The sequence below is a fragment of the Psychrobacter sp. PL19 genome, assembly GCF_017875835.1.
Taxonomy (GTDB): domain Bacteria; phylum Pseudomonadota; class Gammaproteobacteria; order Pseudomonadales; family Moraxellaceae; genus Psychrobacter.
On record NZ_JAGING010000001.1, the window covers coordinates 850,043 to 874,956 of the forward strand.

At 43.8% G+C, this 24,914-nt stretch carries 18 protein-coding genes; 9 read left to right on the forward strand and 9 right to left on the reverse strand.

The window, feature by feature from the left end; translation table 11 throughout:
• Window positions 1-69: 69 nt before the first annotated feature.
• Window positions 70-3,192: a DUF2339 domain-containing protein gene (locus tag H4W00_RS03460; RefSeq protein WP_334684860.1), complete on the reverse strand. Its 3,123-nt coding sequence runs from the start codon at window positions 3,190-3,192 to the stop codon at window positions 70-72.
• 141 nt (window positions 3,193-3,333) lie between these two features.
• On the reverse strand, window positions 3,334-4,071 hold the full coding sequence (locus H4W00_RS03465; protein WP_209956252.1) for a dienelactone hydrolase family protein: 738 nt from the start codon (window positions 4,069-4,071) through the stop codon (window positions 3,334-3,336).
• A gap of 282 nt (window positions 4,072-4,353) precedes the next feature.
• Between H4W00_RS03465 and H4W00_RS03470 the strand changes: the two genes are divergently transcribed.
• Window positions 4,354-4,857 (forward strand): YcgN family cysteine cluster protein, encoded by a 504-nt coding sequence (locus tag H4W00_RS03470; protein ID WP_327193342.1) that lies wholly within the window; start codon window positions 4,354-4,356, stop codon window positions 4,855-4,857.
• 101 nt (window positions 4,858-4,958) lie between these two features.
• On the opposite strand, the gene H4W00_RS03475 is transcribed toward H4W00_RS03470, so the two are convergent.
• On the reverse strand, window positions 4,959-6,239 hold the full coding sequence (locus H4W00_RS03475; protein WP_209956254.1) for an Lnb N-terminal periplasmic domain-containing protein: 1,281 nt from the start codon (window positions 6,237-6,239) through the stop codon (window positions 4,959-4,961).
• Window positions 6,240-6,685: 446 nt separating this feature from the next.
• On the opposite strand from H4W00_RS03475, the gene H4W00_RS03480 reads away from it, so the two are divergent.
• The 5 genes from H4W00_RS03480 to H4W00_RS03500 all read left to right on the forward strand — a co-directional run bounded on the left by H4W00_RS03480 (window position 6,686) and on the right by H4W00_RS03500 (window position 14,249).
• A complete protein-coding gene (locus H4W00_RS03480) occupies window positions 6,686-7,585 on the forward strand; it encodes an HlyC/CorC family transporter (RefSeq protein WP_209956255.1) in 900 nt (299 codons plus the stop codon).
• Window positions 7,586-7,871: 286 nt separating this feature from the next.
• The gene (gene lnt / locus H4W00_RS03485; RefSeq protein WP_209956256.1) at window positions 7,872-9,446 is read left to right on the forward strand and encodes an apolipoprotein N-acyltransferase; all 1,575 of its coding nucleotides are present in this window, start codon (window positions 7,872-7,874) and stop codon (window positions 9,444-9,446) included.
• Between the two features lie 140 nt (window positions 9,447-9,586).
• Window positions 9,587-10,018: a hypothetical protein gene (locus H4W00_RS03490; RefSeq protein ID WP_209956257.1), complete on the forward strand. Its 432-nt coding sequence runs from the start codon at window positions 9,587-9,589 to the stop codon at window positions 10,016-10,018.
• A 337-nt stretch (window positions 10,019-10,355) separates the two neighbouring features.
• Complete coding sequence (locus tag H4W00_RS03495) at window positions 10,356-11,918, forward strand: peptide MFS transporter (protein WP_209956258.1); 1,563 nt, start codon at window positions 10,356-10,358, stop codon at window positions 11,916-11,918.
• A gap of 513 nt (window positions 11,919-12,431) precedes the next feature.
• On the forward strand, window positions 12,432-14,249 hold the full coding sequence (locus H4W00_RS03500; RefSeq protein ID WP_209956259.1) for an aminopeptidase P family protein: 1,818 nt from the start codon (window positions 12,432-12,434) through the stop codon (window positions 14,247-14,249).
• Window positions 14,250-14,567: 318 nt separating this feature from the next.
• Here the strand turns inward: H4W00_RS03500 and H4W00_RS03505 are convergent, their stop codons facing one another.
• The 3 genes from H4W00_RS03505 to H4W00_RS03515 all read right to left on the reverse strand — a co-directional run bounded on the left by H4W00_RS03505 (window position 14,568) and on the right by H4W00_RS03515 (window position 18,522).
• The gene (locus H4W00_RS03505) at window positions 14,568-15,353 is read right to left on the reverse strand and encodes a hypothetical protein (protein ID WP_209956260.1); all 786 of its coding nucleotides are present in this window, start codon (window positions 15,351-15,353) and stop codon (window positions 14,568-14,570) included.
• A gap of 148 nt (window positions 15,354-15,501) precedes the next feature.
• Window positions 15,502-16,872, reverse strand: coding sequence for a beta-ketoacyl-ACP synthase II (fabF, locus tag H4W00_RS03510; protein WP_209956261.1), 1,371 nt, complete (start codon window positions 16,870-16,872; stop codon window positions 15,502-15,504).
• Window positions 16,873-17,127: 255 nt separating this feature from the next.
• Window positions 17,128-18,522, reverse strand: a complete 1,395-nt coding sequence (locus H4W00_RS03515; RefSeq protein WP_209956262.1) for an anhydro-N-acetylmuramic acid kinase — start codon at window positions 18,520-18,522, stop codon at window positions 17,128-17,130.
• 123 nt (window positions 18,523-18,645) lie between these two features.
• On the opposite strand from H4W00_RS03515, the gene tyrS reads away from it, so the two are divergent.
• Window positions 18,646-19,857: a tyrosine--tRNA ligase gene (tyrS, locus tag H4W00_RS03520; RefSeq protein WP_209956263.1), complete on the forward strand. Its 1,212-nt coding sequence runs from the start codon at window positions 18,646-18,648 to the stop codon at window positions 19,855-19,857.
• Window positions 19,858-19,891: 34 nt separating this feature from the next.
• Here tyrS and H4W00_RS03525 read toward each other — a convergent pair whose 3' ends face one another.
• Window positions 19,892-20,977: an AraC family transcriptional regulator gene (locus H4W00_RS03525; RefSeq protein WP_209956264.1), complete on the reverse strand. Its 1,086-nt coding sequence runs from the start codon at window positions 20,975-20,977 to the stop codon at window positions 19,892-19,894.
• A 255-nt stretch (window positions 20,978-21,232) separates the two neighbouring features.
• Between H4W00_RS03525 and H4W00_RS03530 the strand changes: the two genes are divergently transcribed.
• Window positions 21,233-22,477: an alkane 1-monooxygenase gene (locus H4W00_RS03530; protein WP_209956265.1), complete on the forward strand. Its 1,245-nt coding sequence runs from the start codon at window positions 21,233-21,235 to the stop codon at window positions 22,475-22,477.
• A gap of 139 nt (window positions 22,478-22,616) precedes the next feature.
• Entirely contained in the window at window positions 22,617-22,856 is a 240-nt protein-coding gene (locus H4W00_RS03535) for a DUF1653 domain-containing protein (RefSeq protein ID WP_209956266.1), read from the forward strand.
• 79 nt (window positions 22,857-22,935) lie between these two features.
• Here H4W00_RS03535 and H4W00_RS03540 read toward each other — a convergent pair whose 3' ends face one another.
• Together H4W00_RS03540 and H4W00_RS03545 are read right to left on the reverse strand one after the other, a co-directional pair.
• Window positions 22,936-23,772 (reverse strand): alpha/beta fold hydrolase, encoded by an 837-nt coding sequence (locus H4W00_RS03540; RefSeq protein ID WP_209956267.1) that lies wholly within the window; start codon window positions 23,770-23,772, stop codon window positions 22,936-22,938.
• A 193-nt stretch (window positions 23,773-23,965) separates the two neighbouring features.
• The gene (locus H4W00_RS03545) at window positions 23,966-24,913 is read right to left on the reverse strand and encodes an alpha/beta fold hydrolase (protein WP_209956268.1); all 948 of its coding nucleotides are present in this window, start codon (window positions 24,911-24,913) and stop codon (window positions 23,966-23,968) included.
• Between the last annotated feature and the right edge of the window lies 1 nt (window position 24,914).

Here is a 24,914-nt window from a genome sequence, read left to right on the forward strand (position 1 = left end):
TACTGTGACAGTTATTTTACTACAGAACGAAAGTGATAACGGGCTAATTTATATCGGTCTAAGGAGATGCTATTCTTCAGCGGTTTCGGGCTGGTCTAAATGCGCAGGCGGTAGCGGTGCTAAATAACCGATCAATAAAATCAAGCTGCCTGCGCCAAGGAATGAGATTACCCGCCAAATTGCCTCGGTCTGTGACAAGTCAACCAATACCAGTTTAAGCACTACAATACCCAATAAGCCAATGCCCATAAACCATAGCGCACGATGCTTGTAGCGACTAGCAATAATAGTGGCAACCAATGCCAGTAGAGTCCATAAAATCGTCAGACCAGTCTGAACTCGTTCGCTACTCCATGAGCCACCATACCAAAGGGGCGTATCGATAAAGGCATGCAGCGTTCTGACTAGCATGCTGGAAATTATCCAAAAGCTGATCAGTCCCAAAGCAATGAGTAAAGCATCGCTCCTAAATATTTTAATAACTTTGGACTTAGTATCTGTAGCGGTTTGCCCTTGACTAGAATGCTGCTGGTTCAAGTAATAAGCGCTCAGACCATATAACAACACCAACCATAGAGTGATATCGTATACGTTGATAAGTGGAAAATAGGGCAGACCCCAAATCACACCGTCATAAGACCAGTTGGTGAGAACTACCCAAAACAAGGTTACCGGTATAAAAACTTTAGCACAGCCCAGTAGTGTACTTTGCCAATTAAACCAATGCAGAAGATGCTGTTTGGTTGCATTTGCTTTTTGAGTGCTACGATAACGATAATTGAACCATAACCCCATGAGCATCAGAGTGATTGGAACCAGAACGGTTAGAACTCCCTGCGAATTTGGTAAACCATAATGTACCGCTGCGGCTACGACTAAGATGCCAGTCCCGAACCAACTAGCGCTATCGTATTGCGAGAGAGTAAAAGTATCATGCCAGGTTTTCAACCACAGTTGGCCAACGACTAGCCAGCCTATTAATAAGCTAATGAATAGCATCCAAGCAGGAGCGTTCCACAGGTCATCGAATTCAAACTTTTGGGGCAGCTGCAACACTAGCATTCCATAAAACATTAATAGTAGCCCGTGACTAAATTGTATTATTTCCGCCCAACAGCGATAACGATTGATTAGCCAATAAATGGCAAGGCTAGATATGGTCGCCATTGCTATTAGCGTCGTCATTGCTAACTGCCAACTGGCAAGCCATTGATCAAAGTCGATAACCAATACGTAAAGCGTCCAACCAATAGCAGTAAGGGTTAAAAAACGTATGAGTGTAGGGCTATGCCAGATCAACTTGAATACAGCGCTTTGACTGTTTATAGTAGCCAGCCATTGGTTTGCAGCTTGTTTGCTTATTCCCAATGATTGAGCATATTGAGATATGGCTGCAGTCGTTAAGCTTGAAGCTGAGGCTTGCTTGGATATTTGACTCAAGGTGCGCTTAGTATTAACAGGCGAATTGCTGGCGCGTAGGATAAAGACCGATGCTAGGGCACTGATAGCAGAAATAGTTAAGGTCAAAGTAGGGTGATAATTAAGGGTTAGCACCAGTTTGAAAGCCAGCAGCGCCACACTGACTAACTGCAATAATAAACCAAATGATACTGACCACGCCCGCAATGAACGCCTGCCAAACCATACTAGCGCCAGCCCTTGTACCGACCAGCCAAAAGCGATCCACTCAGCATTGAAGGCCAGCGGAATAACCAAGGCTAAGAATCCAAAACCTAGCGCTAGCATGCCCTCAGTAATTAAGGCATAACGCTCACTGCGCTTAATAAACACCCAACCAAGTCCTAGGTAAGTAGTGGCTAAAATCAGGCTAGTCATCGTTAGAGCATTTGGAATGTCGTTTAGTAGGGTGGAAAATAAACCAAATGCTAATAGTGGGACTGAGAACAACAGGCCAATATCAATAGGAAATAGATACGCACTAGGCGCAGTCGCTATCTTACTCGCGCTGCTAGTATCAGTACCAGCACTAACTTCATTTTCATTGTTGGCGTTATAAGCAATAATTTGCTGCGCATAGCGAATGACCACGAATAAATACAGCAACAAATGTAGCGCTACTAGCAATACTAATGACCAGCGCTGATTCTGAATAACGGTAGTTAAATTCTCAGTGGCGCCCCAATAGTAGGCCAAACCAAAAGTTACGACTACGCCTAATAAATTGAGAACTTTCCAAGGGCGATAATGCGCAATGGTCGCAATGGCAACATTCAATAGTAGGTAATAGCTAAATAGCATTACCAAACTGTCGGTGTCAGTACTGGTGAGTATGGGCGCAAAAAATCCGCCTGATAATGCCAATAAGGCTAAGGGAAAAGTATTTTGGCGTACTGCTAAAATGACAGTGACCACAGACAATATAGCCATCGTTATAAAACTGGGTAGGCTGGCGATGACGTTATAGACATTATAGGCAAAAAAGGTACCTAAATAGGTAATGGCTAAACCGGTACCTTGTAAGGTTGTACCGTAAGCAAAGCGTTTTGATGCCAGCTTGAACCCCAGACCTGCTAGCGCTAATCCTATCATAGCAATCGCTGCCAGTTTAATACTGATAGAAACTTCGATGTACTCGCTTAACAAGCGTAGCAATAACACCACGCCAACCAGTAGCACTAAGACCCCAACCCGAACAACTAGATTGCCACCCAAGAACCAGTTTTTAATAGAATTAAAAAGCGAGGTAACCATAGGCAACGAATGCTCATCCGGTTCTATAGATGCGCTAGGTGCGTCATCTGGTTTTTGCTGGCTGACATGGTCTGCGTGCTCAGAAGCAGCAAGGTTGGGTAAAGGCGGAGGAGAGGTTAACGGTGATAATGAATTTGATGCGAGTTCGGATTCGAGATTTGATAGGGGCAAACGTGTTGCTAATTCTGATAGGATGTCAGAGGGTGGCTTTGTTGATACGGAAAAAGATGCAGCGTCAGATGGCAAATCAGAATCAGTAGTAGCGTGAGCATGAGAGCCGTCAACTGGCTTAATGCCATCTCCATGCTGCTGAATTTTATATTGTTGAGCTTTATACTGTTGCAGGTCAGATTGCAGCTGGGCCATATCTTGGCGCAGCTGTGCAAGATGTTGATTTACTCTGACATATAAGACTGTAACTACGACCAATAAAGCGATAAAAGCCAACCAACCCAGTTGGTTCACGAAAAAAAATAGCATCACCAGCATCCAACTTATCCTACAATTGCATGATGATGACGCTATTTAATCATAAAAACAAGACCATATAGAGGAGCTGATATTGTCCTTTAGAGCGAGCGACATACCTTTCGTTATGCCAAGCTCTTTATGGTTATTTTCTTATGATAAGTTGTTTTTCATAAATTCCAGCATATTGTCCCAGCTTTGCATCGCTGCAGTTTCATTGTAGCCGAGGTCAACATTGTTTTTGGCGCCACGCTCATCCGCAGTTGGATTGGTAAAGCCGTGTTTGGCATCATCATAGACATCGATGGTGTAATCAACTTCAGCAGCGTCCAGCTCTTTTTTGAGACTTTCAATCGCTTCCATAGACACCATAGAATCATCACGACCGTGAGCGACGAGGACTTTGGCTTTGAATTTATTATCCGCTGGCTGTTTTGGTTCAGGGTTACCGTGGAAAGTCGCCACTGCTTTTAATGGCATGCCTTCACGCGCCATATCTAGGACAATTTTACCACCAAAGCAATAACCAATCGCCGCTAGCTTATCGCTATCAACAGCCAATTGATCACTGAAGTCATTGAGAATCAAACGACAGCGAGCCATTAGCATGTCTTGGTCTTCTAATACTTGTTCCATCCACATATTTGCCATAGCGGCATCTGAGGTGAGTTTGCCTTCGCCGTATATATCCATTGCCACTGCGGCATAGCCTGCTTCTGCTAGGCGCTCGGTAATGTTTTTTGAATGCTCAGCCAAGCCCCACCATTCAGGTGCGACTAAGACGCCAGCGACTGGTTTATTATCTGCCACATTTTCTGGTAGTGCGACATAGCTTATTAGCTGAATGCCATTTTCGGTAGTGCTTATTAGCTCAAAAGTCTTAATTGACATGCTATGGTCCTTTTTTATGTTGAGAGGGTTAGAAATGTTAAGAAGTTATCTACGTTTATATATAAAGCCATCTGCATTTATAAGTATACAGATTGTTTACTGGTTCTACCTTAACGCCCATAACGGTCAAAAACAGCTATAATACTGTAACGCTATTTATAAAAATGCTACTGCAATGCTATGAGGTTAAATTTGTTACATCCATTAAATACCAGCTCTGACTGCCAACCAGACTCCAATCCAGAGGTACAGTTAGAAATACAGTCAGAAACAACCGTGAGTATGCATACTAATAATACGACAACTGAGTCATTGCGTCCGCAGTTTTGGTCACGCTTTACACTGGGTGAGCTACACCATAGTGAGTGGGAAGCCTTATGTGATGGCTGCGGCAGTTGTTGCTTAATTAAATATATTGATGAAGATGAGAACGGCGATGTCGATGAAAATCTAGTTGAATATACTGATGTGGCCTGCCAATTGATGAATTGTGAAACCGGCTACTGTCAACACTATGACACGCGCCAGCAGTATGTGCCTGATTGCATTCAACTGACCGCTGATAAAATGCCGAATATGATGTGGCTACCTGAACACTGCGCTTATAAGCGAGTATATAAAGGTCAATCGCTACCAGATTGGCATCTGTTATTGACTGAAGATGCAGTGCTGACCCAGCAACAAATGCGCGCTGCCAATATTGGGATAGCGGGACGTTGTGTCACTGAGACTGGTATGGCGGATGAAGACATCGAAACGCGAGTGGTGAACTGGGTAACACCTTAACAGCTTGTTTAATAATTACTAGAGTCAGTTATTAGAGTCAGTTATTAGAACCAGCTGTTAGAATGAAATATTAGACATTCTTCTATTAGAAATGCTAGTCATCATGAGCCCTCATCAACAGCCTTGGCAGCAGATTTGGCTTCTGCCTCAGCAGCGGCTTGAGAGTCAGCGAGTAGGGGAATAGGAATGCCTTGACGGATTTGGTTCGAGAACGCCCTACCATGACCGTCACTGGTATCGCTATTGCTATCAAACTGATTATTAAAACCTTGCACCTTGGGGTTAAGGTGGGTGCGCTCATACCACATATCCATTGACCACAGCTGACCGCTTGGCGCCTCGTTTTTTAGCTGAGGATCAGCATCTAGCATGCCGATGTCATACAGGTAATTTGGCAGCCAGCCGGAGACCCAAATTCGGTAGTCCCAAGGTAGTCGCTCACCGCTCACCACCCGTGCCATATAAAAGATAAGATTGGTACAGTTATTGGTCAAGGTGTTATACCACGCCGGCTTTGCGTTCAGCTCATCGGCAACGGTTAAATAAGATTCAAATAACGACTTTACTTCTTGCTGCTGTAAATGGCTAACGGGGAATAAATAGACTTGCTCACCGCGTGCGCTAGTTCGCGTATAAATAATATCGCGCTCTTCTGCAGCAATTAAGCTGAGCTCAAAGCGTTTAAAAAATCCACCTAGCGCCGAAAATGATTCGCCTTTTTCTTTACGAATCTCTAGCGATAACGATAGCGGTCGGTCATCCTCAAAGCGAAAGCTGACTAAGGTATGAGCAATCAATGGCCCCATCCAGTAAGAGTTGACAACATCGACGCCAGACAGTTTTGATAAGTCGATAGTACGGGTTTCCCAGCGCTCGGTAGCTTGGTCAGCAGTGTGCCAATCAAAGTTACGCACGTTAGATAAGGTAATCAAATTAGGGTTATTGGTATCGCGTTGGTAAGAAAGCCTTTGACTGACATCGGCCTGCCAGTCACGATTCTGCTGCGGTGAGATGGAGACAAACCAGCCCGCACCGATTAGCCAAACAGCGACATAAAACCCAGTTAACCACCTAGTAGTAGTGTTTCTAATCGCTATATTTTTAATGTCAGTATTTTTAACAGCAGTACTTTTATCAAAAGCGATACTTTCAGTAGTATTATTTTTAGAAAGGGCTTTAGAAAGATTATTTTCAATAGTCTTATTATAGGAAAGCTTCTTATATGAAAGATTCGCATTAAAAAGTTGTTTATTAAATATTTTTTTAGTGAGCGTATCAGGTAAATAACGCATCGTTAATAGAGCAGCTAACAAACCTACAATGACTGCGGTGGTAAACCATGCCAGAGGACTGTGTGCACCAAACTGATACCAAATTGCCATTAATAGCCAGACGGCAGACAGTATTAAAGCGATTACGATAAAAAAATGTACAAGGTAATGTCGCCATGTATGGTGCTGGCAAGTGCCGTCTTTACTACAGTTTGTTAGATTTTGATTGTTGGTACGCAAAGATAATAAGCGTGAAAAAAAAGAGCGAGGCGACATAAGCGTGAATTAAATGAATGAATGCCCTGACCATAGCAAAATTTATAACACACTGACAATACAATTTGGATAAATTTGTCGTTGAATGTCTGTTGAGCTTACGATAAAGTGAAGCTAATTTAATGCAAATCTTACATCTATAAGTCTAATGCAAAGCGAAGTACTAGGTTCAGGACAGCGTTAATTTTTAGCACTTTTTATGTACCTAAGCGACTTTTATTTAGTAACATCATCCCCATCTAACATTTTAATATTTACTAACGAGGTTAACTCACAACACCATGTCTGACGACACTCCCAGCCCGAGTAGTTGGTCGATGCGCGGCTTAAAACGCTGGCTATCGACCGCCCCCGAAACTCGCGATGAACTGATTCGTTTGGTGCAGCACTCGCGCCAATTCTTAGAACCCGACACTGTAGATATGCTCGAAGGTGTGCTGGATCTACCCGCGACTCAAGTACGCGAAATTATGACCCCGCGTCCACAAGTCATTAGCTTGCACGAAAGTACCAGCCTCGCGGAGGTCATGGATATTATTCTTGAGACCACCCATTCTCGTTATCCGGTCATTGACAGCCAGGATGATGCTGCGGTTATTGGTATTTTATTGGCGAAAGATCTAATTCCTATCTTAGTGCACATGGTGCGTGATCAAGAAGATAAAATCGACAGCAAACGCTTAAAAGACCTAGTACGCCAGCCGCTATATATTAGTGAGTCGGCGCGCTCTGATACCTTGTTACGTTCATTGCAGCGTACCCAGGTACATATGGCCATTGTGGTTGATGATTTTGGTGGCTTCGCTGGCGTGGTAACGATGGAGGATCTACTAGAAGAAATCGTCGGTGATATCGTTGATGAACATGATGATTTTGATGAAGACAGTGATATTAATAATATTGTTGTCCATCCAGAAAAGCCCAATACTTGGCGCGTTCAGGCTTCTACTGTGATCGAAGATTGTAATGACGAGTTGGGCAGCCATTTTGACGATACCGATGTTGATACCATGGGTGGTCTGGTCATGCAAGCGCTTGGTTACGTAGGCGATTTGGAAGGTGAGAGCGTAAAAATAGATGACTGGCAAATCACGGTTACGGATGTTGAGGGTCGCTTCATTCATAATTTAGAGCTGACCAAAACTGATCCCGATCAGCATTTATTGATAGGCAACCACTAAACGAGCCAGTTGCTCAGTCTTGATAAATCAAATTACTACAGTAAACACCATAAAAACACGATTGTGATCGTGTTTTTTGCTGTCAGGGATTTATAAAAATATACATAACAGTCAGCTTATCAAGGCACGCAAATTTACCCATTTATTAGCGCAGACTGTTATCATAGGCGAGTTTAAATTTGAGGGGTCAAATCTTATGTTGGTTGGCTTTCTTCAAATCAAACCGTAAGCTAAGACTTTAATTTTAAAAGCTGGTATTGAACGTTGATAATTTTGGATAATTGATATGCGTCTGTCTACGGTTGACCTACAAAAGCGTCTGAACCCCACCAAGTCTAAGCGCTTACCTCTGAGTCTGACTATTTTGCTTGCTTGGGTGGCGGGGGGTATATTCTTATTTGCCCTTGCGCCCTACGGTTTCTGGCCTGTAGCCCTGCTATCACCGGCTATTTTATATGCGCTGCTATTGCCAGAGATGAGTGGCAAGCGCGCCTTTATTATCGGTGAAGCTTATGGCATGGGATTATGGTGTGTTGGGGCCTTTTGGTTATATACCTCCATCCATGATTATGGCAATACGCCGGCTTGGCTAGCATTGATTATGATCGCGCTGATGGGTTTGGCTATGGGATTATTTCATGGTTTTCTAGCGCTTACTTTTAACCGCATGGTAGGCAAGCAACCTTTTTCCTTTACCGCCCTTTGGGTATTACAAGAATGGCTAAAGACTTGGCTATTGACAGGTTTTCCGTGGCTGTTCGTTGGCTACGCCTTCACTGAAGAGTATTGGCTGTCTTCGTTAGCACCAGTTGGGGGTGTGTTTGCGGTTTCCTTCGTTGCCGTATTATTGGCAGCAAGTGTGGTGGAGCTGCTACGTCGTCGCGGCGGCTATCTTATCGCCTCCGCTGCGGTATTGATAATCAGTACCTCGTTATGGCTAATTAACCCACAATGGACCCAGCCCAAAGGCACCCCAGACTTATCAGTATCCTTAATCCAAGGTAATATTCCGCAAGATTTAAAATGGTTAACGGATTATCAAGTTGAAACTCTGAATATTTACGCGACCTTGACCAGTACTGAGTGGGGGCGTGATATTGTCCTGTGGCCAGAATCCTCTATTCCGATGTTTCAGACTGAGGCTGTGGGCTTTATTAGTGAGATGGTCAAAATGGCCAATGAGACTAATACCTCGTGGATAACGGGTATTCCTTACAAAGATGAAGCCGCATACAACGCCAGTACTGATGATTATCCGCCATTTTATAATAGTGTCATTGCGCTAGGCGCTGAAGCCGATGGCTTGTATAAAAAGCAACGCTTGGTACCGTTTGGTGAATATATTCCATTTGAAGGTCTATTGGATATTTTGCCTAATCTAGCGGGTAGCCAAGATATTATGAGCTATAGTCGTGGTAGCGAGCAGCAGTCACCACTGCGTGTGCGTGGTCATAATATCGGTGTGGCGGTTTGTTACGAGGTGGCGTATCCGGACACCACTCGTAAAAACGCCATTGGTGCTGACTTTTTATTAACTATCTCAAACGATGCTTGGTTTGGTACCTCAGCAGGACCGCTACAACATTTACAAATGGTACAAATGCGTTCTCTTGAAAATGGTCGCTGGTTTATGCGTGCGACTAATACTGGTGTGACTGCGATCATTGATCATAAAGGGCGTATCGTAAAGCGCGCCCCGCAGTTTGAACGCACTGTCCTACGTGGTGATATCCAAGCACGAGTTGGCAACACCCCGTTTATGCTGTTTGGTCATTACCCCATCTTAATCATCATCGCTCTGCTCTTGCTACTAAGCTATCTTGGCAAGCGTGAACATACTTGTACGCGTTCGGGTAAATAAATAACAATCATGGTAAATATCCAATGAATATATTTTTTACTAATAATTCCTTTAAATCGTTAAGGGTTTGAACAAAACGCTATAAATTGCGATATAATAAACCGATATTTTAAATATTTTTTGTGCAAGGTGGATAAGGTATGTCAGAAGATATTGTTAAAAATAACCCCAAGAAAGAGTTCCTGTTTGCCTTAGGCGGCGTGGGCTTATTTTTGGGTATCGTATTGCTCATTGGTATCTCAGCCTTTTTGCGTCCAGCTGGTGAGCATATTACCGCTGAGCCCACAGAAGAGTCAGTCGCTGCTGACGAAGCAGCAGCAATTGCTGCAGAAGATGCTGCTGCACCGGCTGCCACTACAGAGGCCACAACTGCAGCGGTAGCAACACCCGCTGATGCGACAGTTACCCCTGCTCCAGATACTGGCGATGCGATCGTTGCTGCTGAAGCGGGTACGGCAACCGCTGAAGGAACAGCGAACCAAGCTGCTGTTGCAGATGCTGATGCGACTGCTGAACAAGCTGATGGCGACTTAGATGCGGGCAATGCTGATAAAACAACAACCATACAGTAAGTCTATACATAGCCAACTAAGTTTGTTTGGCCTACTTGGACATCCATAATTATTTGGGTATCCATAAGTAGAGTAGATATCCAATAGCTGCTCTATAACATGGCTGAGGTTTTTATACTTGCCGTCTTATAGAACTATGATACCGCCATTATCATTGCCAAAAACTCGCCCCCAGCTACTGAGGGCGAGTTTTTTTGTGGGTAGTCGTTCAATTATTAACCATTTTTTTCTTTACATGTAAACAGTCTGGTGGAACAATAACCCGCGCACATGACCACCCAACAAAATAATTAAGGGCTTGGTCATTATTAATAGTGGTATTTAAAGGAATAAATTTATGAGCACGGAACCACAATCAGAATTTAGTGCTGCTGAATTGGCAGCGCTAGAAGATGGCTTTATGGGACATCCCCAACCGCTACGTCCATTATTTTTCACAGAAATGTGGGAGCGTTTTTCGTATTATAGTATTCGTCCGCTACTGGTTTTATTTATGGTGGCGAGCGTTGGTAGCGGTGGTTTTGGCTTCGATGAAGTAACAGCTTCTGCTATCTATGGTATTTTTGCTGGCTCCCTTTATTTGGCAGCGGTACCGGGCGGCTGGTTGGCTGATAACTGGCTGGGTCAGGAGCGAGCGCTATGGTGGGGCAGCATTATAATTGCCCTTGGTCACTTGTGTATTGCGCTATCTGCTATGTTTGGTATGACGCTATTTTTCGTCGGTCTGATATGTATTGTTTTGGGTTCAGGCTTATTCAAAACCTGTATCTCAGTGATGGTAGGTGCCTTGTACCCCAAGAGTGATGCTCGCCGTGATGGCGGCTTTACTTTGTTTTATATGGGTATCAATATTGGCGCGTTATTAGCCGCGCTTATTGTCGGGGTGTTTAAAGAAAAAGGCATGTGGCACGTGGGCTTTGGGGTCGGTGGTCTGGGCATGTTAGTTTCGTTGCTGATATACCGTTTTACGGCTCAAAAAAGTCTAACGCGCTATGCGCGAGCCAAAGGTATCACTGCGGATTGGGAGCATGCTAATGAGGGTTATAAAAACGTAGGTCGCTGGGTTGCAGGATTTTTGGCTTTACTGGTTGCCATCATTGTCTTGGTATCTACTGGTATCATGCCATTCGCGCCTGAAATGGTCGCAGAGTATATGACTTATCTGATTGCAGCTGTGGTCATACTGTACTTTGCGGTTATGTTCATCTCTCCACGATTGGATAAAACAGATAAGCTGCGCTTGTTGATTTGCTTTATCCTGATTATTGGCTCGACACTATTTTGGTCAAGCTTTGAGCAGCAGCCGACTTCTTTTAACTTGTTCGCTGATAACTATACTGATCTTAATGTTTTAGGCTTTGAGGTACCTAGTATATGGTTTCAGTCATTGAACCCACTATTTATCTTAATGTTAGCACCTATCGCTAGTATTCTATGGGTCAAGCTTGGCAATCGAAATCTTGAGCCGAGTAGTATGACTAAGTTTGCGCTTGGTATGCTGTTGGCCGCTGCCGGTTTTGCCCTGATGATATTTGCCTCTAAAAGCATCTTGACCAATGAAGGTGGGTTGGCGTCACCTTTATGGTTAGTGGGTAGCCTATTCCTCTTGACCCTTGGTGAGTTGGCACTCAGTCCTGTTGGCTTGTCGGCAATGACTAAGCTTGCGCCAAAAGGTATGCAAGGCCAGATGATGGGGCTTTTCTTTGCCTCTATAGCGCTGGGTAACTTGGTTGCTGCCTTCTTTGGTGGCCATGTGTCAGCTGATAAAATTGAAGGGTTACCGGGTTTGTTTACGACCATGACCATCTTCTTGGTGGTCACTGCTATTATGCTGTTAGCATTAGCCAAGCCGGTTAATAATATGCTTAAAAAGAGCGAGCGTGCTGATCAGCTTAGCTAATTGATAAGATGTATTAAGATATATTCGTGAATGACAACCGCATAATTTACGTGTGATAGGACGTGTTACCCTCATCGGTAGCACGTTTTTGTTATCTAATTGCTCATATATTTTTACTAGGCTATTGAAAGCTTAGTATCTGCCCAAACATCTAATGACAGGCTTTCGTAATAACATCACGTTTATCTGGCCATCTTTATATATCGTATCGCATTTATCCTCGATGTTTTTGTTTTTAGCAAACTGAATTATAGTTAAAACACCTTAAAAACGCGATGGTACTGCTGGTATAAGATTTTTGCAGCCTCTGTCTGCGTAGGCACAGCAAGCCAGAAAAACTTATGCGTAGTAGGTTATGTATCGATATTACTTTTCATTGACTATATTTGCTTAGATTTAGATAGTGTTTGTCGTTATTAAAGACTAACTATAAGTTTAACTGCTCAAATAAAAAGACTGTCTATAGTCAACTTATGATGGAAATTTTCTGAATAATAAATAAGGAATAACTTAATGAATAAGCAAAATATTCATGATCGTATCGATAACTTGCGCCAAGCATTAGTTGAGCAAGATTTGACCGCCATTATTGTGCCCTCAGCCGATCCTCATCTATCTGAGTATTTACCAGAATACTGGCAAGCGCGACAGTGGCTGACCGGATTTACCGGTTCAGTCGGCACCTTAGTGGTGACTGCTGATTTTGCTGGGTTATGGACCGATAGTCGCTACTGGGTGCACGCTGCTGATCAGCTAGAAGGTACGGGTATCAGCTTGGAGAAACTTGCTCCTGGTCAGCCCAATCATATCGCCTGGCTAGCTGGACATCTACAAGAGGGTGATAGTGTGGCAGTTGATGGTAATGTCCTGTCTATCGCCGAGCAAGATAAGCTGCTAAATGCTTTTGACGCCAATGACATTACCCTCATTACGGATCGTGATGTGCTTGATGACGTTTGGGCAGACCGTCCAGCGCTACCAACAGCAAAATTGTACGTGCATAATGCTCAGTTTGTTGCGCAATCAGCGGCTTCAAAGCTTGCCGCGGTACGAGAAGGCATGAAGGAAGCAGGTGCGACTCACCATTTGCTATCAAGCTTAGATGATATCGCCTGGCTGACCAATTTACGCGGTGCTGATATCGATTACAATCCGATATTCTTATCGCATTTGCTTATCAGTAGCGACAATGCAACCTTGTTTATCGATAACAATAAAATCAGTAGTGAAATCGAGCAAGGCTTAAAAGATAGTGGTTTTACTCTGGCTGACTATAATGCCGTACAGGATGCACTAGGCGCGCTTACGCCTGAGGACTTATTGCTATTAGACCCAAGTAAAGTTGCTATCGGTACCTTGTCAAAAATAGCAGATGACGTGGGCTTTATTGAGCAAATGGCGCCCAGCTCGTTACTTAAATCAGTTAAATCAGATGCTGATATTGATCATGTCCGTGAAGCGATGCGCCAAGATGGAGCTGCCTTATGTGAGTTCTTTGCCGACTTTGAGCAGCGTTTAGCCGATGGCGAACGTTTAAGTGAGCTTGATGTTGACAGTATGTTAATAGCAGTACGTAGTCAGCAACCGCATTATGTCTCACCGAGCTTTCCAACGATTGCTGGCTTCAATGATAATGGCGCATTGCCGCATTATCGTGCGACGCCGGAAAAGTTCAGCTATCTTGATGTTGCCGAGGGCGAAGGCGGTTTGTTATTGATTGACTCCGGCGCCCAATATCAAAACGGTACCACCGATATCACGCGCGTGGTTGGTATTGGCCAAGTGAGCGACGCGCACAAACGTGACTTTTCGACTGTGCTTAAAGCGCATGTTGCCCTTGCACGCGCCAACTTCCCTGATGGGATTGCCTCACCATTGATCGATGCCATTTGCCGTGCCCCATTATGGCAAGCACAGATGGATTATGGTCATGGTACCGGTCATGGCGTTGGTTTCTTTTTAAACGTTCACGAAGGCCCACAAGTTATTGCCTATAGTGCCAGCACGCCTAAAGAGCGCGCGATGAAAGCCGGTATGATTTCAAGTAATGAGCCGGGCTTATATCGTGAAGGTAAGTACGGTATTCGTATTGAAAATTTGATGGTCAATAAGCGTGTTGCTCAGCCTACAGAAACTGATTTCGGTGATTTTCTGAACTTTGAAACCGTAACTTACTGTCCAATCGATACTCGTTTAATCGAAAAGTCATTATTAAGCGATGTAGAAGTAGATTGGTTAAATAATTATCATAAGCAAGTCTATGCTGAGCTAAATAGCCGCGTTAAAGGGGCTGCTCTTGAGTGGCTAACCGAGCGCACAAAGGCAATATAAAACAGCTATTAGAACATTGTTAAAATACTAAAAGTAAGGTAAAAAAGCGCCCAGTAAATGATTTGCTGGGCGCTTTTTTGTTTAGAAATTTAACTAAGTGCTATATAGTCGATGAAAAGTAATATCGATACATAACATACTGCTGGCATAAGTTTTTCTGGCGTGCTGTTCGCCAGCATGACATAAGCTACAAAACGTTTGTTACAGTAGCATCTTATTAGCACTGTACCGTTTCTAAATTGGATTGACTATAGCGACTAATGGCTGTTGTTATTAGCAGGCTTACTTTTTAATGGCATTATTTCTTATTATTTCTTATTATTTTTTATTATTTATATCAACAGCTGAATCTTGTGCGGTCAATTGCTGGGTAACCTCAGCACGTAGCCAAGACTTTAAATTCTCAGACATTTGCGCCATCTGTTCGCTTAAGTAATCATCAACGTGTATTTCTAACTCATGGATCAAGCTTTCATGAGCGGCACTTAGTTTAAGGTCTTTTAGAGATAGGTCAATTACTGAACTCTGGTTCAGCTTGTCTGTAAGCGCTTTGATATGACTATCATTGGTCGCGTTATCTTCAGTACGGGCTTTATCATCAGCTAATTTATTGTCATTTTCAGTCAGCGTAGCGTTGCTAATTGAGTCGTCAGCCTCATTTTGATGATCTTGATGATCTTGATGATCTTGAAGGTTATCGGTGCTGTTACTATTAATATTTGCTCGATTCGTAGCTATTTTATTTTTTTTAGTTTGCACTTCTTCTGTTTCTTGCAAAATCTGGGCTTCTTTGTGTTCTTTTTCAACTTTCTCTTGCTGCTCTTTTAGACGCTCTTGCTCAGCAGTAGCTCGGTATTGCGCTTGTTTGTCAGCGATTTTCTTGGCAGCAGCTTGTTCAGTATCATGAGTTTTGTATAAGGCCTCAAGATGAGCATCTAAATCAGGAGCGTTAAAAACGAACGCTTCAAATGGAGTATCTGTCTGTAGTAAGGAAGTGATATCGGTGAGCTCTTGAATAATCGCTGCACGTATCGGCTCTGGCGCACGCGTCCAACGCTGATAAAATTGATGGGAAAATGAATAGCTTGACATGGTTTCTTCCATATATATTCCAAAAATTACCCCTTATCATACGCAAGTACGATAAGGGGCTGCAAGGGGACAAACGTAGCAAATATGACGTTATCGTTACATTGATAGTATCATGAGACGCTGGGTTTCAATACCTTTAGGATCGCTCTTATGCCAAGTATCACGACCAGCGCGCAAAGATTAAGGAACCGTTAGTACCACCAAAACCAAAACTATTAGAGACGGCATACTGCAAATTATCAACTTTACGTGATTGGTGGGGTACGTAGTCAAGATTGCAGTTGTCTTCAATATTATCTAGATTAATGGTCGGTGGTACGTGCTGATGCTGCAAAGCAAGTACGGTAAAGATCGCTTCAATACCGCCGGCTGCACCTAGCAGATGACCGGTCATTGACTTGGTTGAGCTGACCAAAATACTGTCTTTGATAGGAGCAAATACGGTCTCAATCGCTATTGATTCAGCGACATCTCCCGCAGGCGTGCTGGTGCCGTGCGCGTTAACATAACCGACAGCAGATGGCTCGATACCAGCATCATTAAGCGCATTTCGCATCGCCCGCGCTGCACCACTACCATCTTCAGGGGGCGAGGTAATATGACTGGCGTCATCACTCATGCCAAATCCGACCAGCTCAGCTAATATCGTCGCGCCACGCTTTTTGGCATGAGCCAAGCTCTCTAACACCATGACACCCGAGCCATCACCCAGTACAAAACCATCACGATCTTTATCGAAAGGACGCGAGGCTTTAGTTGGTTCGTCATTACGAGTAGAGAGCGCGTGCATCGCCGCAAAGCCTGACATACCAAGAGGGCTTGAGCCTTTTTCGCTACCACCAGCAATCATCACATCGGCATCGCCATAAGCAATTAAGCGTGCGGCTAATCCAATAGCATGGGTGGCAGTTGTGCATGCAGTTGAAGTGGCAAGATTTGGGCCCTTTAGGGTGTGTTTGATTGCCACGATACCGGCCGCCATATTAGCGATAGAGCCGGGGATAATAAAAGGCGAGACTTTTTTAGGGCCTTTATCATTTAGCATGGCACAGCTGTCTTCAATGGTTTGAATACCGCCAATACCCGACCCTATAATGACGCCAAAACGCTCTTGATCCACGCCATTTACAGGGGTGTCAGCAGCGCTAATCTCATCGATATAGCCAGCATCTTTTAAGGCCATGGTCGTTGCCGCCACCGCATAATGTATAAAATCGTCGTAGCGACGTGCGTCTTTAACGCTCACATATTGCTTGGCGTCGAAGCCCTTAACCACGCCTGCTATTTGAGCCCGATATTCAGTAGCATCGAAATGTGTTATCTGCGCGATACCGCTTTCACCATTGAGTAGGCTGGTCCAGGTGCTTTCGACATCCAGCCCCAGTGGCGTAACGGCGCCCATACCCGTGACCACTATTCGAGTCTCATCAGAGCGCTCATAATGGGGTGGCTTATGACGACGCGGATTTTGTTTCGGCTTTGTGGCCGTATTATTGGCTTGCGACGTAGGTAAACTGCTATGTTGGCTCATGCGCTATGTCCTATACTTGCGGTCCTAAAAGGATGATATTTTACTTTTGTTATATAGCTACTGTTTAACAGGGTCATATTATTTATAGCGTTATATGCGTATTTTAGCAACCATTATAAAGCACATTAGTTTACGACTGTAAACTTAAAGTAACCAATGAGGTCGATAAGGCAAGATAAAGACTAGCATTAGCTGATGGCAATAGCATTAGTTTACTCAATATTTATAACATTCTATTCATTAGGCCAAACAGAATTAAGCGAAGCAAACCTGGCCCAGTACCACGCCTTTATTAGCACCCGTCACCGCCGGCAAGTTGCCCACTTCTCCCATTAGCGTCTGTCGTGCCAGCCATGCAAAAGCCACTGCTTCCACCCATGTTGGATCGAGTCCCAAGCTTGCAGTGGTCTCGACACTACAATGTGGCAGGTGTGCTTGAATTCGTGTCATCAAATAATCATTAAGCGCGCCGCCGCCACAGATATAAACTTCGCCTTTTACTGCTTCATTTTTTATAAACTGTCTCATTTGATTACTGGCTGTTATCGCGGTTAGCTCAGTGAGAGTTGCCTGCACATCGGCTGAAGAGTAACGTGTATTAGCAGCTGCTTGATCAAATGTCTGTAGCTCGGCTTGTAGCCATCCTAAATTAAAGTCTTCGCGCCCGGTAGTTTTAGGACAAGCCTTGGCAAAGAAAGGATGCATTAACAACTGGTTCAGCAACGTTTCAATCACTTGCCCAGACTGTGCCCATGCGCCGCCTGCATCATAATTTTTACCGGTATGTAATGCCGCCCATGCATCCAACAATAAGTTAGCGGGACCGGTATCATAACCGATGATTTGCGCTGTTGCTTGTTGCTCATTTTGACTACTAGAGTGCCCATCCGTAGAGTGTGCTAGAGAGCTTGCTGGCAAGACTGTGATATTTGCAATGCCACCTAGATTAAGTAGCACACGAGTGGTGCTAGAGGAAGCAAATAGCGCTTGATGAAAGGCTGGAACTAATGGTGCGCCTTGGCCACCGACCGCCATATCACGACGGCGAAAGTCACTGACTACACTGATTCCCGTACGTTCAGTAATAATATTAGCATCAATTAATTGTAGCGTAAAACCCATCTGTGGGCGATGGCGAACCGTTTGCCCATGACAGCCAACTGCTAAGACTGATTCCGCATCAATATCAACTTGTTGCAATAAAGTATTGACCACTTCGCTGGCAAACTCCCCATACATACGACTTGCCCAGCCGAACCAATCTAGCTCACCACAGTTATTATCAGGTTCATCGTCTTGAGGAATTAAATCTTTCACCCCGTTTGGCCGACATAAAGCCAGTAGCACCTCACGTAAACGCGTTGGAAAATCTTGACTGTAAGTGGCCAATAATTGCATGGGAGCGGAAGTATTCGTATTATTATTACTGTCAGCTTTGACATTAGAACTGAACTGACATAACACTGCATCCATGCCATCTAAGCTAGTGCCTGACATCATACCAATATATAAGCCATCATCGAAGCTTTCAAATACCGTTTGCTCAAGAGTATCGGTAAGCGTGGCATAATCTGTGTCCTCACTATTATTTGTGGCCACATCCTGATGTAAGAAATTTGCATTATCAGCAGTAGGTGCAGGGTTGGTCATGGCAATTTACCTTAAAAAACGCTAGTATATCTGCCAAATTCTAACATTTTTTTATGCATCTTCAAGGTTCTAACGCTTTTAGAGGTGCTAATCGTTAAATAGAGACTATAAACAGAGAAAACTATGACCAATCCATCACATACCCTAGAAGAACAGCTGGCCCTTATCCAACGTGGTACCCAAGAGATTTTATCGCAAGAGGACTTAATTGCTAAGCTTAAGCTCAACCGTCCGCTACGTATCAAGGCCGGCTTTGACCCGACCGCGCCTGACCTACATTTAGGTCATACGGTATTGATTAATAAGCTCAAACACTTTCAAGATTTAGGCCATGAGATTTATTTCCTAATCGGCGACTATACGGCCAAAATTGGCGATCCTTCTGGCAAAAATAATACCCGTCCGCCATTGACCGTTGAGCAAATTAAAGCCAATGCTGAAACTTATGCTGAGCAAGTCTTTAAGATTTTGGATAAAGAAAAAACTCGTGTGGTCTTTAACTCTGATTGGTTTAACGACATGTCAGCGGCAGATATGATTCAGCTTGCCAGCCAGCAAACGGTTTCACGAATGCTTGAGCGTGACGACTTCTCCAAACGCTATGCGGCCCAAACGCCCATCTCTATCCATGAATTCCTTTATCCATTAGTACAAGGTTATGATTCTATCGCGCTTAAAGCGGATGTCGAGCTTGGCGGTACTGATCAGACTTTTAATCTATTGATGGGTCGTACTTTGCAGGGCCGTTATGGTCAAGAACCACAAGTTTGTATTACTGTACCGATTCTAGAAGGCTTGGACGGCGTTAATAAAATGTCCAAATCTTTGGGCAACTATGTCGCGATTTACGATGCACCAGGTACGATGTACCAAAAAATCCTATCTATGCCAGATACGTTAATCCGCCGCTACTTTGAGTTTTTAAGCTTTAAGCCCATGGAAGAAGTCGAAGGCTTAATGAGCGAAATGGAAAAAGGTCGCAATCCACAAGAAATCAAGCGGGTCTTAGCCGAAGAATTGATTGAGCGTTTTCATGATGCCGATGCCGCAGTCAATGCCCATAAGTCAGCCGGTAACGTCTTAGCCGATGGTGAATTGCCCGTAGATTTACCAGAAGTGACGTTGGACTTAGAAGGTCAAGACGCGCTGTTTATCACGCAGATACTAAACCAAGCTGGACTTACCAAAAATAGCTCAGCCGCTAAAGATATGATAAAACGTGGCGCGGTAAAAGTAGATGGCGAAGTGGTCGATGGTGGCTTTAGCTTAGCCTCTGGGCAAACAGTGGTAATCCAAGCTGGCAAGAAGGCGTATGCGAAAGTGACTGTGAGTTGATAAGTTTATCAAAATTAGTAAAATAAAAAAACACTCAAGACTGAATGATAGCCTTGCGATACTGGCTCGGTGACTGCCCATAATGGCGCTTAAAGGCACCGTGGAATGAGGTATCCGATGCATAACCAACCAGTTCGCTAATTCGATTAATTGAGTATTGTTCCTCGCGCAAATATCTGGCAGCCAGCCTTAAACGATAGTGACTTAAATAAACGTGTGGCGTAATGCCAATAACTTTTTTGAAACGGTCGTTAAGTCCTGTGCGTGACAGCCCTGCTTCTTTAGCTAATTGGGTCATCGTCCAAGGCTCGTTAGGATAACTGTGCATTAAGTACAGAGTTTTTGCGAGATAAGTATCTTTTAAGGCAGCGAGCAAATTGGGTTGGTTCTCTTCATAAACCTTTGGCTTAGTAGCAGAAGAAGAAGCTAAATCAGCTCGATGTTCCTGATGTGTTTTAGTCTTCTTACTGATTGCGCCACTATTTAACTGCTCGATATATTCGCGGATACATTCAATCATCAGCATACTAGCAAGACGATTCAGCATATTAATTTTGCCTGGCCGATTTAAACTAGATTCTAACTGAAAAAAACTGACCCCAATAGTGATGACTTTATGATAGGCCGAGCGCTGCTGCGTCGATGGCGGCAGGCTTGCAGGTAGGGCAGATAGTAAGGGTGTTGCCATATCCTTATCAAATTGACAGCGCACAATTATAAAACTAGTCTCAGTTGTTTTCTCAGTATGTGCATCGTCAACGTGGTGTTTATCTGAAGGGCTTTCCTCAATATTAGTAGGTAACTGCTTTACTCCTTTAATATCCAAACCTGTCTGTCCGGTCTCGTGCGCTGGCATCAAAGTTCGGCTAACTGATGGTGCAAGTGATGCACTCGACTGACAGCGATAGGGAAGCGCTTGAGTCAGCATTATCATATTATTATCACTGACAATCTGTGTCTGCTCGGCATAGTTCAATATAATCTGACCTTGAGTCACTATAATAAAGGTTAGATAATCATGCGCCAAATGCTCAAGACACCAAGTACCCTTTGCGGTGACACTAATGTATTGCACATTGTGTAAGTGCATTTCTTCGAACAATAGACTCAAAACATCCATATTATGCGTCTCTTAATTTTATTTACTAATCCTTTTCGTTATCTATGCAGTATTAGATTTCTTATTATAAAAGGATAGGTCCTAATAAACGCCATCGTCAGACTAACAAGATACCTAAAATAATTATGGAAGTCTGCTATAGAGGTAAGTTTCGGGCACAAAGTGAGGTTTTATTGCCAATAAGTTCGTTTTTAACTCAACTACCTTGTCATAATTAATGGACAGCAATGTCTCTTATGGACGAGGAGTAATATAATGACTAAGCAATTAGACGCACGGGCGCTTGAAACTATTAAAGCAGTGACTGATTCCGTGCTATGGCAAGATCCAAAACGCCAATTTTGGCTATTTAGTCCAGCTTTACCCTTGCTTGGCTGTTTGTTTGCACTCAGTCTGCGCGACCAAGACGGTATTGATGTTAAGAATACAGTAACCGCTTGGGCAGGAATATTGTTTATCCATGGGGTTATCCCTGTCGCTGATTTAGTTATCGGTGACGATAACAGTAATCCACCTGAGGGTGCGTTTGAAGCGTTAGAACAAGACCAATATTATCAGCGCATCGCTCATGCATTTATTCCATTGCAATATGCTGCCTTAGGTTTGTTCAGTTATCAATATATAAAACGCGATTTGCCCTGGTATAACCATTTAGGGGTTGCTGTTACGGCTGGGGTAATGAATGGTGTCGCCATTAATACTGCGCATGAACTTGGGCACAAGTCTGACCGTCTCAATCGCGTTTTATCCCGTATCAGTTTAGCACCAACGGCTTATGGACATTTTGCCATTGAGCATAACTTTGGTCATCACCGCTGGGTTGCTACCCCAAGAGATCCGGCCAGTAGCCATTATAACGAATCGTTTTGGCAGTTTTTACCACGTACCGTGTTTGGTGGCTTACGCTCAGCAATTGACATTGAGACTGATCGGCTGGCACGTAAAAACCAGTCTTTTTGGCATCAAGATAATGAGCTGTTGCAAGGTTGGGTAATGTCAGCCGTACTCTATGCAGTAATGTATAAAGCCTTTGGCAAAAAGATTGTTCCTTTTATTGCTATTCAGGCGATTTATGGCTTTAGTTTATTAGAGGCGGTCAATTACCTCGAACATTATGGTCTCTTGCGAGAACAACGCGATGATGGTCGTTATGAGCGTACTCAACCTGAGCATAGCTGGAATAGTAACCACGTGGTGACTAACTTATTCTTGTACCAGTTGCAGCGTCATTCTGATCATCATGCTCATCCCACCCGTGTCTATCAACTGCTACGCCACTTTAAGGAGGCACCGCAATTGCCTTCGGGCTACGCCAGTATGATTATGCCAGCGTATATTCCGCCACTTTGGTTTGCTATAATGAACAAGCGAGTTCGTGAGCATTACGACGGAGACATGAGCAAAGTACATCAGCACCATAAATTACCTAGCCCACGTATGCAATGGGCGACCGATCAGGCAACTAAAGGCTTGGAATGGCTAGCGCGCTTGCGTAAATAAGATTAGTACTGGCAGATAAACAGAACGCTATTAACCATTTTTATATTAATAAGTTATAGCAATGATTCAACTGAAGTTTGTCAGTTATAATTAGCAGGGTTTTAAATGACCTACAAATACATTGAATATAAGCAATCTTATGGCGCAATCAACTCAAAATACTATCCCCCAAGGCATCTACCGCCACTACAAAGGCAGTCTGTACCAAGTTTTGCACACCGCACATCATTCCGAAATCGAAGAAACGTTAGTCGTCTATCGTTGTCTGTACGGTGACTATGGCGTTTGGGTGCGTCCATTAGCGATGTTTACTGAAATGGTCACACGTGACGGTAAGCAAGTACCACGGTTTGAGTTGATTAAAGCTTTAGTGGACTAATTCTAAAAATTGTCGTATGAGATATCTACCAAAAAAAGCGACCAGTTAAGGTCGCTTTTCTACACGTTTAAAAAGACAGTTAATCGTTTAAAAAATCAATCAATACTTGGTTAAACTCTTTTGCATGAGTCACATTATTACCGTGCGGGCCACCTTCAATGATATGTAGCTGACTGTCTGCAATTATATCGTGCGAGCGCTGGCCACTGACTTCAAATGGAACGATCTGATCCGCATCGCCATGAATTACTAACGTAGGCACATCGAATGCTTTTAGGTCATCACGGAAATCAGTATAAGCAAATGACTTGACGCAATCGTAAGTGGCTTTAGGGGAGGCAAACGCAGCAATCTCACGGTGATACAGGCGCAGAGGTTTACTCACTAATAACTTGCCATCTTTTGGGGTAAAAAAGGTCTTAGTGAAGTCATTTAAAAATGCGATGCGGTCACCGCTCACGCCATCTAGGAACTGCTGAACATCTTGCTCTTCCAAACCACCATCCGGATTGTCATCGGCCTTAAACAAATAAGGCGGAACTGCAGAAGCCAGTACCGCTTTACTGACACGGTCTGATCCATACTGACCAAGATAGCGAGCAACTTCACCGCCACCCATCGAGAATCCAACAATCGCTGCATCTTTTAGATTAAGTTCTTCCATGAGTGCCTTTAAGTCTTGCGCCAAAGTATCATAGTCATAACCCTCCCACGGCTTAGAGGATTGACCGAAACCGCGTCTGTCATAAGTGATCACTTGAAAACCAGCTTCGACAAGGGGAGCGATTTGTGGTTCCCATGAACGTCCGCTGAGCGGCCAGCCATGGATTAAGACTACAGGCCTGCCAGTACCTTGGACTTCGTAATACAAGTCGACAGGTTGATTAGCTTGAGTTGCAACCGTAACGTAGGGCATGGTTTCGTCCTTTTAGAATGAGTAAATCAATATAAATATAGTAATATTAGTCGTGAAATTTAGTGACGTTAATTACAAGATAATGTTGATTGGTGCTACTGAGTATAAAGGGCAGCGAAACTAGTTACTATGAGGTGTTGTATAGTCATAGTGTCAATCACACTCTTCTTTATGTTGAAACGTAACGAAATAACTAATCTTGCAAGAATCTCTTCAATACTTTATAAAATTTTACCGGCTCATCGAGCGGCACCGCGTGTCCAGATTTTGGCAATACCACCTCGGTCGCGTTGGGCAGCATCTGAGTGACTTTGCGTTGCCATTCTGGGTTATATAGCTGGGAGCGACCGCCGATTAAGTTCATTACGGGAATGGTCAGTGTCTCCGCCACGTCCCGAAAGTCATAGGGGAGCGCCAAGTACGCTTGCAGGCAGTGCATCTTATGCTTCCAGGTGTCATGATTATAAAACACCAGTTGGTGATCCGTTTGGTGAGTCATTAGATGAATAAAGGCTTGGGAGCGCGGCCGACTCGCGGACAATAGGGAAAACATGCGCTCGGTATCTGTGGTGCGTCGCTTTAAGGAATGAGGGAGGTGGGTAAAGCTGTCAAAATGCTCATAAGCCAACCCTGCATCAAGCACTTCCTGAAATATATCAAACACTTCGGACTGACGCGCGCCAAAGAGCCCACCTTGCCAATTTGATTGGTTATGAACCGTAGGGGTTTGATCAATATTGAGGTAGCGGCTGACTCGATCGGATCCGTAGCGACCAAAATAAGCCCACATCACTTGCGCCCCCATAGAAATTGCAGCTACAGGGATAGAGATAAGGTTGCGCCAACTACAGATTTGCTCAATGACCGCATTGATATCTTCGGAATATTGGCCAAGGAAATCAAACTGGGTGAGTGGAATAGACTGGGCGAGGCCGAATCCGCGAAAGTGCGGCAGATAAAATTGATACTTAGTGGTCAGTGGCAGTATAAAGGGTAGGAACTCACGCGCATCCATACCGTAAGCGTGTAGTACTAACACAGGCTGACCGCTACCAATCACAGAGACCGGTAGCAGCGCTCCATTCGAAGCAGCAATATTAATGGTCCGTAGTTGGTATTGAGATAGAATGCTAATAATCATA